This is a genomic window from Arthrobacter globiformis, from assembly GCF_003261175.1.
Taxonomy (GTDB): domain Bacteria; phylum Actinomycetota; class Actinomycetes; order Actinomycetales; family Micrococcaceae; genus Arthrobacter; species Arthrobacter globiformis_A.
This window is the reverse complement of sequence record NZ_QLNP01000061.1, coordinates 1-10994: the sequence shown is the minus strand read 5'-3', so window position 1 is coordinate 10994 and position 10994 is coordinate 1. Positions and strand designations below refer to the sequence as shown.

Sequence of the window (10994 nt, the reverse complement as noted above, 5' to 3'; positions counted from 1 at the left end):
TGTTAGCGGCCATGAAAAACTGCCCGTAGGCGGCCACGGAAATGCCCACTGACGGCCAGTAGAACTGCCCGTTGGTGGCCATGAGATCTGCCCACTTCCTTACTGAACCTGCCGCGTCTTAAGCGGTGGGGGCCTCTCCCCGGGATTTGATGACGGTGTCTAGTCGCACCAAATGTCGTCCCAGGAAGAGGCCCTGTATGAAGCATGACGGAGAAATCATGGAAATTCTTGCTGCCTACGATCTGACCGGATCGTTGCGCGCCACGGCCGAGCTCACGGGCTGTTCGCACCACACTGTAGCCAGGCATGTAGCGGCACGGGACGCCGGCCGGCCGATCGCCGAACCCGCGCCCAGGCCCCGGGTCACGGACACTTACCTGCCCAAGATCGAGGAATGGGTCGAGGCGTCCAAAGGACGGATCCGTGCCGATAAAGCCCACGCGAAGCTCCTCGCCATGGGTTACGCGGGGTCCGAGCGATCCACCCGCCGGGCGATCGCGCAGGTCAAGGCCGCGTGGCGGCTGGGACACACCCGCGTTCACCGACCGTGGATCACCGAGCCCGGGATGTGGCTGCAGTACGACTTCGGCGACGGACCACGGATCGGCGGGGTGAAGACCATCCTGTTCGTGGCCTGGCTGGCGTTCTCGAGGTTCAGGATCGTGATCCCGTTGCGGGACCGGACCGCGCCGAGCGTGTTCGCCGCTCTGGACCGCTGCTTCCGGATCCTGGGCGGGGCACCGACCTATGTCCTCACGGACAACGAGAAAACTGTGACCACGGCCCACGTGGCCGGGGTGCCGGTGCGGAACCAGCAAACCCTGGACTTCGCCCGCCACTACGGGGTCACAGTGCTGACCTGCCAGCCGGCGGACCCCGCCACCAAGGGCGGGGTCGAAGCGTCCGTGAAGCTAGCCAAGGCCGATATCGTCCCAAAAGAGACCAACCTGCGGGCGGACTACGGTTCCTTCACCGCTCTCGAGGCGGCCTGCGAGGCATTCATGGACGAGGTGAACAACCGGGAGCACCGCACCATCCGGCGCAAACCGGCAGCGGTGCTGGCAGAGGAACAGCTCCGGCTGCACCGGATCCCGGAGACCGCGCACACGGTCGCGTTCGGAGTGGCCCGCACCGTCCCGGAGAACACCCCGATGGTCACCTTCGAGAACGCCCAGTACTCCGTGCCCGCGCATCTGCTCGGCGCGAGGGTGTTCGTCCGCTCCCACGGCACCGGGCCCGATGAACAGGTCATCATCGTCCACCACGGCTCCGCCGGTCCGGTCGAGGTCGCCCGTCATCACCGGGCCAGGCCCGGCAGCCCCGCGATCATCGAAGAGCACTTTCCCGGAACCAGGACCAGGATCCCGGGCGACTACGCAGTGAAGGCCCGCAACGCCGGTGAGGCCGAGTTCCTTGCCATCGGCGAGGGCGCGAGGACCTGGCTCGTGGAAGCCGCCGGGACCGGGACGGCCCGGATGAACGTGAAAATGGCTGAGGCCGTGACGCTGGCCAAAATCGCCGGCGCCGAGGCGGTGGACCGGGCCCTGGGTGACGCCGCGCTTCATGGCCGCTTCGCTCACGGCGATCTGGCCTCGATCCTGAACGCCAACATCCGACGCACCACTACCCACGCCGCGGACGAGACCCGGTCCCTGACCCAGGGCACCAGTGCATGGGCCGGCCTGGGCACTGAACCCGCCCCTGTGAAGGAGCAGAACCGATGAGCCCTGTCAGCACCACGAACACGACCGCCCCGCCCCTGCCGGCCGAACTCGAAGCACTGATGCGGCAGCTCAAAATGCCCCACGCCCGGGCTTTGGCCCCGGAGCTGATTGCGACCGCACGCGCCCAGCGCTGGGAACCGGCAGAGATCATCAAGGCACTGTTCACCGAGGAAACAGCCGGCCGGGCCCGGTCCATGCTCGCCACCCGGCGCAAGGCAGCAGGCTTCCCCACGGGGAAAACCTTCGACGCCTGGGACCCCGCCGTCTCCTCGATCCCCGCGCCGACCCAGCAGGCCCTGCGCACCCTGGAATGGATCGGCCGGCGGGAGAACCTGGTCGTCTGCGGACCGTCCGGCACGGGGAAAACATTCTTCCTCGAAGCCCTCGGCCAGCAAGCCGTCGAAGCCGGCATGCGCGTGGCCTGGTTCAGGCTCGAGGACCTCGGCGCCCTGATCCGGGCCCACCGCACCGACGACAGCGTCACCCGGGCCGTCGCCAGAATCCTACGCGCCGAACTCGTCGTGATCGATGACATCGGGCTCCTGCCGGTGGCCACCGACGCCGCCGAAGGCCTCTACCGGGTCGTGGACGCAGCCTACGAAAAGCGCTCCGTCGCGATCTCATCGAACCTTCACCCGGCAGGCTTTGACGAGCTCATGCCCAAAACCCTGGCCACCGCCACCGTGGACCGGCTGCTGCACCACGCCCATGTCTGCCAGACCAGCGGCGATTCCATCCGCCTCACCCAGGCCCTCGCGGGAAAAGGAGTCACCCAACTGAACTGACACGACCCCACGATGGCCAACCCCGCCGAAACCTTCAGTGGGCAGATCTGTTGGCCATCACCGGGCAGTTTTACTGGCCACCAGCGGGCACATTAACTGGCCGCCCGTGGGCACAAACTACTGGCCATTGACATAGGTTCCTTGGTCTAGTCCAAATTGTTTGTGGATCGCAGAGCCATTAGGCAGTGAATTCGTAGCGCAGCCCTGGCGGCAAGTTAGATGAGCAGTGAGCCGTCAATCAAGGGGTGGGTATTCAGGCAGGATAAATGCCATGAGTAATGTTCGTGAGCTTCTCAGGCCGAGCAAGTCGGATTGGGCTGCTTTGCCAAGTCGTGGTTCCGGGATCCGGGTGACGTTAACTGTCTGGCTGGCAGGTGTTGGCACGGTGGCCGGGGCCTTCGTGGCTGACCAAGGCTGGGAAGCTGCCCCGGCGCCGAGTCCGGAGGTAGCCCTGGCGCCTCTGGAAGTCGCTGTCATCGGCGCGACCCTTGCAGCTGTTTACTTCGCGGCCTTCGGCTGGGCTTTGGGCAGACGAGCAGCCTTCGCGTCGCCGGTGATCTTCACAGCGTGTTGGCTGGTCCACGCCGCAGGTGGGTCGAGTTCCACTCCAGTATGGGCGGTAGGTGCCCTAACGGGATTGCTGTTGGCAGGTAGGGAAGTCAGGGCGTCGCTCAGGCAACTCCGAAAGGTTCGATCGCTGGCCGATCGACTCCGGGACGGCAGCAGGGTGCATGTTGGATCCAAAGCACTGGGGGCCGAGCACGGCGCCTTGGCCCGTGGTCGTGGGGTCGTGGTGGTTCTGGCAGTTGTCGCCCTTCTGTTGTGGGCGACATTCCTGGTGCAGTTAGCCAACGGCGGAGGTCAAGTCACGGTAGCTCCTGAAACTATCTTTGCTCCGACGACGGTCTCAGTCGCCGGCGTGGCTTCATTGCTGACGGTTCTTTGGGCGGCGCAAGTCGCTTGGCGTTGGTGGGCGCATCGGCAGTTGGCAGCGACCGTTTGGGAGGTACCTGGTACAGAGGGGCCGGTCTGGACAGCGCACCTTGTGAGATCCTACGGCGGAGGCCTAACTCGTAGGGACAGCGAAGCGTCTGGGTGCATCTGCCGGGAAGAAGCAGAGCGTCACGATCTCGATGAAGATCCCGGCTGGATGATCGGATCAATACCTACTGATGATTACTGTCCTGCGCACGGTATTGACGCCGTGAACGCGCTGGATCATGGCGCCTTCCGTAAACTGGCCAGGGCTACCTGGTTGTGGGATGCGAGCTCCGCGGTTCCGCATAGCGAAGGTGAGACCTTCTATTCAGGTGCGGGGCTGCTGGCCTTTGCCGGGCACGCCTTCCCTGGAATTCCAGTCTTTAGAGAAGCGGACGATGTTGATTCCGTTTCGCCTTTTGTTGAACCGGCCACTGAAATAACTCGACCGGAACGGGCAGGCCCGCCTCAGTGGGCAGATCCAGACTTCGTGCCACCTGCCGAACAAGGCATCTTGGACGTCATTGACCTCGGGCCAGCTGGCTTCCCTGGCACGGCTGTCCGTTATCGCCACGGACGTGCATGGCACCGCTTCTAACTCCTCTATCGAGCGCAGAGCCGGCGGTAAACCCAAACGAAGACGCACGTCGCCCGTTTTCGCACCGCGTTTGGCGCCTTGAGCGACCCCCGGCAGTATCCAGTCTTGGAACCCCTCACGGCACTTTGCGGCCTGCGTTAGTTGTTGGCGATGGATTTGCCTGATCCGTTGTGGAGCTGATTCCTTAGGCCTGGGCCGGTGGATTTGGAGAAACCTGCAGGCCGGTGCCGTCAGGGCCCTCGATGAGATACTGCACCTCGTCCAGGGACGGCCAGCGGTCGGGGATCTCCTCCAGCGGTTCCTCAGGTTCGCCGACCGTGTCTATGCCGAGGTGCTCGAGCTTACCGTCGCGGATCTTCAGGACCAGCTGCAGAGCGACGCCGCTTTCCGTATCAAACCGTGCCGTGACGGGGAAGACCTGTTGATGCGGTACCGCGCGAGGCACGTCATCGGGAATCTTGAAATAGGCGGAGGATGCCGAGTCTCCGATCCAGTGAACTTCCTCGGCCTGCCCCAACTGCGGCCAGCAGGGCGTCTGCCCCGGGCACAGCGGTCGCTGTCAGGATCGCCCTAGTCAGGTCCCGCACTGCCGAGGTCAGCGGATGGGCCTGCTATGCGACCCGTGTGTCTGCCAGCGCCTGCACCATTCCGGCAGACTCTTCCCTTGGTACCAGGCTGCCGCTCTCTACCGGGATTTCTCGACGAGGTTTACAGTCTTAGCAATCGACTCGGAGGATTTGGTGAGAAAGAAGCAGATTCTGGCGATCGTCGGCAGTCTGATAATTGCCGCTATTGTTTGCGGTGGCATCCTCGCGCTGACGATGGGAACGTCAAGCGACATGTTCTGGCCGACTCTGGCTACGAGCGTCATGCTTGTGGCGAGCTTCACGATATTGACGCAAAAGACCAAAAAGAAGGAATGACAACATCCGACAGTGGATGCCTAACTTGGGGTCAATGCCCTGGCGCCGAGCCTGGCCTCCGCAGCAGGCTGACTAATCCTTTTGCTGAACGGCAACCGGAATGGTTCCGATGGGCTAGGCCAATCGAAGCCAATTGCACGAACGCACCGACCGGCCACTTGGCCGTGTCAGTTTCCAGACGTCGTCGCTCGACGGCCGAGACGGCTGGCCAAGATCACCCGGCCACGGTCCAGGATTTCCGTAACAACGCGCTGCTCCTGGTCATCGAGATACGGGCTGTAGTGCTCACCCGGGGGAGTGATGCTGGGGAGGTTATTGCCGTAGAAGAGTTTTTCGTAGCACTTGTCGGCCTCCGGTCCTCGGTCATCAAGTGATGCATTCACGCTGCGTGCAATGTCGCCGAGGAGGTTCCACGCATTTAGCAGCTGCGCGCAGATGTCATCTGATGCCGGCAACTGGAGCAGGTCTTCAATCCCGTCAAGGTTTTGAGGTTCCTCGTTGCCTGCTTCCAAGGTGATGTTGTGTTGCCGGGCCAGCTCCAAAAAGTCCTCTTGAACGCGGGCCCATACGATCTGGCCCTCAGAGACGAGAACACCGTCGGTATCGCCTTCATCGCCAGCTTCGTCGTCCGTTTGCCACACGAGGCCAAGCTTTTGACCTTGAAATTGGATCCAGTGCGGGTACGACATCCTCATCCGCGCATCTTATCTTTCGGATTTCGCTTCTCTGACGGTCGGCTTTACCAGGAGCCGAACCCTTCACGACACAGGTCGTTCGGTCTAGACCATAGTTCCCGCCAGAAACGCTTTCACGGGCGGGTTTCGATTCAAGTGACGAGGCCGTCTTTCGAGCATCTATTCTTCGGGAAAGGGCCGGATGATCTCGGGCGGAAATGCGTCGATCAGTTGCTTCCTGAGCTTCTTGCCGGCTTTCCATTCATCCATGTTGAGGTCGCTGCTTCTGCCTCGTTGGTCCATCAGTGAGATGCAGCCGCAGCTGCGGTCTCCGACGACGGCCACGTCGGCCAGCGAGATGGTCTTCGTTTTGCCGGAGTTCTGGCTTATAAGGTGTGTTGGGGTCAGCACCAGTGTGGTGGGGGAGGACTTATGGCGCCATGTTGTATTTCCATGCTGGCCTTCTACTGGCGACTGACGATTTTTCGCTTCCTTGGTCCGCTGCCAGATCTCGTAACGATCCATCGCAAGTCCTAGGCTTCCGGCGTCCGCCTTGGAAAGTTTCACCGAATCATCGACGGCGACGATCAGCGAGCCGATGCTGGTTCTCAGGATCGTTGTGAGTTCGGTGGAGCTGATTGCTGTCGCCCGGTCGAGGAGTTCCTGCCGGTCCCGAGTGCTTCGTCCGAGCAGGGCGTTAATCGCCGATTTGTCCAGGTAGTCCTGGGGTACGTAGTCGTCCCATCCCAACTCGGCCGTCAGGGCGTGCCGTGCCGACTGGACGGCGTCCTCACTGAACCCGGCATCGACAATGCCGCGGAGGGTGTTGATGCTTTCCTTGAAAGCCGGGACGGTGTTCTCTCTGACCGGATCGAGAATGAGGTCGAGCTGGCTCTGCTCGTTATCGATCGCGGTTGTGAAGTTCTCTACGGAATAGATGATTCCGAAGTCGTGACGGAGCCGGGCCAGTAGTTCGTAGCGCAGTGCTTCACAGAGAAGATCGGCGTCCCGGGACGGCACCAGAAGAGACAGCGCGACGCCCTGTTTCCGGGACTTGATCAGAGTCGGAGTCGTGATGAGCGGTGGATCCTGATGATGACTTACGGGTCCGCCCGCTGGCAGACTGATGTCCAAGGCTGAGGGCACGGAGCCAGTGAAGGTGAGGGCGGTATTGCCAGCGACGAGCCACCGGCAGGCCCATTCGATAAGTTCAGCTTTGGTCAGACCGGTCGTGGCCGGTGCCCCGAATTGTGCGGCGCCCACCCCATTGGTTCCGTACCGGTAGGTCAACAAGCCGCTGGAGACATTGCTGAACTTGTGCGGGTCCTCGGCCTCAAGGACCGACTTTTCAAGGGCGATAACTTCATCAGTTAGCTCTTGGAAGGTTGATACGGCGGCCGCGATCGCATTCAGGAAGGCGGCAACATCATCCGGTTTGCCCACGGCGTAGAACTGGAGTGAGTCCGTGGTCACGGTACCGCCGTGCAGGACCGTTACGGGCTGCACCACACGCAAAAGCACGTGCTCAAGCAGGTGGGTGATCCCGGCAAGCGTGGGCGGCTCATCACGCATTCCGACACCGAAAATCAACGTGCCAGTGCAGAGGCCATCGCGGTCCAGCCTGAAAGACGTAATCCCTTTGTGGGAGGTCGTTTGCACCGTCTGCATCATGGGTCACAGTCTTGCAGATCGAGCCATTCCGCAGAGTGTCAGACGCGCCCCCGGGTAGGAGCGGCAACACCCGCGTGGGGAACCCTCCACGGGACGAGTCTCTAGGCCCTGCCCACGTCTCTGGAAGTTTTCCTTCCAAGCTGACATCGGGGACTAGGTTCCATGGTTCTCAAGGAGAACAATCAAGAAGGCTGCCCCTATGAGGCAGGCGAGACCCGCCGCAGTACGTTTGTTCCCCACGGCAGTCACACGGGCTTTAGACGGTGAGCGTTCTTCGCCCGGAGCCTCGGCCATACGGACGACGTACGTGCCCGTCACAAACAGGACCAAACCTGACAGGGCGATTATTGCGATCGAAACAACCCTGAATGTGGGCCACACCAGTCCGAGCAAGAAAACCATCAAGAGTAGTACCGCTGACCAGACGGGCGCGAGCCTACTTCGAGGCTTTTGGTCCAAGTGCGCTCGGTCCATCACTGCGATTCACCCTGCCTACTCCAACCGCCCTATGCTGAGGCGTAAATATAAAGCCACCATACTCGTCGTAACTGCTCCCGTTGCCGAACCCTGACCGGGCGGAATATCGGTTCTCCGCCAAGACTGGCCAAATACGGCCAAGAAGTCGTAATTAGGGGCAAGGGGCATGACGCTAAACGGCCAAATGTTCCGTTCTCAACGAGCCCACGTAGCGTTCTTGTTGTTGTTCTTGTTCTTGTTCTTGTAGAGAAGTTCTCAGGAAGGACCAGTGTTGGGGTCGATATGGCCAGCGAGCAGGCTCAGACCTGCTTCGCCGGTGGCTACTTCCAGGTCTCCCTTGTCGGTGCCAATTGCTGCGATTTTCCAGGACCGCTTGAGCTCCGCCGGCCTCTTCGGGGGGAGGTCGAGCAATCGGTAGGAGGACAAGTCGCTGAACTCTCGCACATGCCCCGCGGGTGATTCCATCTCGCCAAACAGGGGCCGGAATTTGATAATTCCATTGTTCACCTCGGCGAATCCCTGTTCCCACCTGCTGCTCAGCGAACCAGGGAGAGCCTTGGAGTATCGGATTGCGCATTCGATGAGTCCGCGCTCAACGTCCCGGACGAGACGAGCCTCCCGCTCCGATGCTGCCAGTCGCGCGACCACGAGTGTAAAGGCAACGATGACGGCGACGGTGAGTGCGAGTGACGGCCAGAAACCGAGCGGTACACGGAGAATGCTGGAGATCAACATGCCACCGAGGAGAACCCACCAGTACGATCGAGTTAGTGCCTTTTCCCACCGTCCTGGTGGCGAGGGCTTCTTTATCTCGGCTTCCATTTTTTGATCCTAGCCCGCACTGATACCCGGGCGGGAGGAATTGCATTGACGCTTGGGGAACCCCTAACGGATACTTGGTCGTTGGTCGCCTAAATTTGCTTTGTTTCCCTTTCAGCTGCGCCCTCAGCTTGTTACCTTTAGCCATGGATGGGGACAAGATGCGCCAGTGGTCGTTCACTCAGCTGCGCTCCTTTAGGAACAGCCGCCTCCTACTAATGGCAACTGGCCTGTGCTCCGCTGTAATCCTCTTTGAGTGGGACGCTTCCCTAAAGACACTGATAGCCGTCATTGCTTTTGTCTTGGCGCTCTTGTGCGCTTACCAATCAGCTCAGGCCTGGAGGGAACTCAAAAGCCGACAAGAGAAAACTCCAGGGAGCGAGAAGGGGGCATGATCTGCCAAACTACTCCCAGCACCAGGCTGCCCCCTTCTGGAAGTCTCTACGGACGTGCCTTACAGGTTCCGTTTGTTTGCACCGCGTCTCACCGACTGTCGCGATCTTCCAAGCTTGGCCTACGGCCTGTAACTACTTGAGCCACATCCATCCACCGCGGCTCCTTGCGGGACCAAGTGTTGTGGCAGACGATGCTAGTCGTTTGGGAGCCATCTTCGAGCGTGAATCTCAGCCCCCATTCTGTAGGGCGCACATCCTTGACCTGTTCGCGATGAAAAATGTGTCTCTGGATAGGGCCCTGCAGCACGACTTGGCCATCCGTCCGGACTTCTATGTAGGGGCGGAACATCAGCAGCACCACGAGCAAAGCGAAGGCACCGATCGTGGTCCAGCCGAGAGGGACTTCAGAAGCAGCCATTTCTCCACGATCAACGAAGCCGATCGTCGAGAATTGTTGTCCCAGTAGGATTAGAACGGCAGCAATGCCTGCGAGGCGAATCCACCAACGCACGCTCCACCGGTGCCCAGTCTCCAATCGCGTCCTTTCCTATTCCGCACGAACGCTGTCGTCTGCGTGACATCCTTCCACGGGAACGTCCCGGTAGAGGCCGGTCCGTATAACGTCCCGTAAGCCGGTCCAGCATCGGGATTTGCCAGCACCTGCAAGAGTCCTGTCCGGGGTGTTGAGCTGTCCGCCCCGTTTGCCCAGTCCGAATAGACGCACCGCAGAGCAGCCGCAACTACTACATCGGACGTCTCATATCCCGCGTACGAGGTCGCCCCACCCCAAGGCACTTCCTTAAGGAGACTGGAGTAGTGTCAGTGCGCAATAGGCCAGCCGCGCCAGATCGGGGGAAACATGGAAGGGGGCATCGTATTTATGGCGATAGGGGCCGTTTGGTTTCTTTTCCGTAAGCGCATAGCCGCATACCAGTTGTACATCGTCACGGAAAAGTTCAAAGTACTTCCTGTCCGCGACCAGGCGGAGCAAGCGAGGGGCATGGAGCTGCTCGGCATTTTCTTCTGCTCTCTTCTCTTCTTGGCCGGTGCCGTGATCGTTGCACTTCGTATGCTGCTGGCCTAGGAGTGTCTTGCAAGCCTTGGGAAACGCGACGTCTCAACGAGCGAATAGTCCGGTGACCTGCACGGACACAGACCTTCTGCGGAGTCTCGAACAGGCCATGGCAAGCGCGATTCTCGTAACTATGGTTCATAACCTTCTGGCGGAAATCGGGTATTCATCCTTAGTTATGCGACAGGTGGGCAGGCGTCGCCCCCTAGCTGATAAGGACGAGGCACGGAAGCGAGCAGAATTCATAGCTCCGTCGGCGAGCGTGTGGATCCGACGGCGGAGGACCTCTGGCAAAAGTGCAGCCAGCTTCTGATTTCGACAACAGTTATAAACGACCATTTGTGAGACCTGAGAGGACAGCGCGCGGTACTCGGCGTGTCCTGTCTCATGATCCGTGTTCGCTGTCTATATATCAGAAGCAGCGTCTGCGTTACATTTGAGCGTGGCTTCGATCGGGTATGCGCGTGTATCAACCAGGGACCAGCACCCCGCGCGCTCTCACAGGACCCAAGCGGCGGTACTCCGACACGACGGATCAGGCGTGGCAGCAAGAATTATTGCTCACACTCCGGTGCATCCAGGAGGTCCGGCAGAAATGTGACCAAACCGAGTTGGGGACCGTACGGCAGGCACGGAAAGCCGGACTCTCCTGGACCGAGATCGCGGGTGCGCTTGGCGTGACAAGTCAGTCTACGTGGGAGCGTTGGCGGGAGCTCGACAAGACGCTCGAGCGGGACTGAACTGGGGGGGGGGTACGGTCCGCGGTAAACCATTGCCCGCATCAGTACCACGTCCTGTAAATCGTTCGTTTCAACATCGAAGGTTCTCCTGTCCGGGTTCTGTCAGGTTCCGGCCGGGTGGAGGACGACTTTGGTCCA

The 10994-nt window shown here is 60.7% G+C and carries 8 protein-coding genes; 4 read left to right on the top strand and 4 right to left on the bottom strand.

The window, feature by feature from the left end:
* Positions 1-197: 197 nt before the first annotated feature.
* Positions 198-1724: an IS21 family transposase gene (istA, locus tag DBZ45_RS04230; RefSeq protein WP_190243005.1), complete on the top strand. Its 1527-nt coding sequence runs from the start codon at positions 198-200 to the stop codon at positions 1722-1724.
* Positions 1721-2509: an IS21-like element helper ATPase IstB gene (gene istB / locus DBZ45_RS04225; protein ID WP_111902704.1), complete on the top strand. Its 789-nt coding sequence runs from the start codon at positions 1721-1723 to the stop codon at positions 2507-2509. Before istA ends, istB begins: the two co-directional genes overlap by 4 nt.
* Before the next feature lie 1760 nt (positions 2510-4269).
* Here istB and DBZ45_RS04220 read toward each other — a convergent pair.
* Positions 4270-4530, bottom strand: a complete 261-nt coding sequence (locus tag DBZ45_RS04220; RefSeq protein ID WP_146617447.1) for a hypothetical protein — start codon at positions 4528-4530, stop codon at positions 4270-4272.
* A 295-nt stretch (positions 4531-4825) separates the two neighbouring features.
* Between DBZ45_RS04220 and DBZ45_RS22595 the strand changes: the two genes are divergently transcribed.
* A complete protein-coding gene (locus DBZ45_RS22595) occupies positions 4826-5008 on the top strand; it encodes a hypothetical protein (protein ID WP_146617446.1) in 183 nt (60 codons plus the stop codon).
* A gap of 167 nt (positions 5009-5175) precedes the next feature.
* Here DBZ45_RS22595 and DBZ45_RS04210 read toward each other — a convergent pair whose 3' ends face one another.
* The 3 genes from DBZ45_RS04210 to DBZ45_RS04195 form a co-directional block, all read right to left on the bottom strand.
* On the bottom strand, positions 5176-5703 hold the full coding sequence (locus DBZ45_RS04210) for a hypothetical protein (RefSeq protein WP_111902701.1): 528 nt from the start codon (positions 5701-5703) through the stop codon (positions 5176-5178).
* Between the two features lie 159 nt (positions 5704-5862).
* Positions 5863-7353 (bottom strand): insulinase family protein, encoded by a 1491-nt coding sequence (locus DBZ45_RS04205; RefSeq protein ID WP_111902700.1) that lies wholly within the window; start codon positions 7351-7353, stop codon positions 5863-5865.
* A 732-nt stretch (positions 7354-8085) separates the two neighbouring features.
* The gene (locus DBZ45_RS04195; RefSeq protein ID WP_111902698.1) at positions 8086-8652 is read right to left on the bottom strand and encodes a hypothetical protein; all 567 of its coding nucleotides are present in this window, start codon (positions 8650-8652) and stop codon (positions 8086-8088) included.
* A 1251-nt stretch (positions 8653-9903) separates the two neighbouring features.
* Between DBZ45_RS04195 and DBZ45_RS04180 the strand changes: the two genes are divergently transcribed.
* Positions 9904-10128, top strand: coding sequence for a hypothetical protein (locus tag DBZ45_RS04180; protein WP_146617445.1), 225 nt, complete (start codon positions 9904-9906; stop codon positions 10126-10128).
* Positions 10129-10994 lie beyond the last annotated feature (866 nt).

Bases quoted from the DNA above. Each gene is read 5' to 3' on its own strand.
- istB (WP_111902704.1), top strand. From the start codon at position 1,721: ATGAGCCCTGTCAGCACCACGAACACGACCGCCCCGCCCCTGCCGGCC.
- istA (WP_190243005.1), top strand. From the start codon at position 198: ATGAAGCATGACGGAGAAATCATGGAAATTCTTGCTGCCTACGATCTG.
- DBZ45_RS04210 (WP_111902701.1), bottom strand. From the start codon at position 5,703: ATGAGGATGTCGTACCCGCACTGGATCCAATTTCAAGGTCAAAAGCTT.
- DBZ45_RS04180 (WP_146617445.1), top strand. From the start codon at position 9,904: ATGGAAGGGGGCATCGTATTTATGGCGATAGGGGCCGTTTGGTTTCTT.
- DBZ45_RS04205 (WP_111902700.1), bottom strand. From the start codon at position 7,353: ATGATGCAGACGGTGCAAACGACCTCCCACAAAGGGATTACGTCTTTC.
- DBZ45_RS04195 (WP_111902698.1), bottom strand. From the start codon at position 8,652: ATGGAAGCCGAGATAAAGAAGCCCTCGCCACCAGGACGGTGGGAAAAG.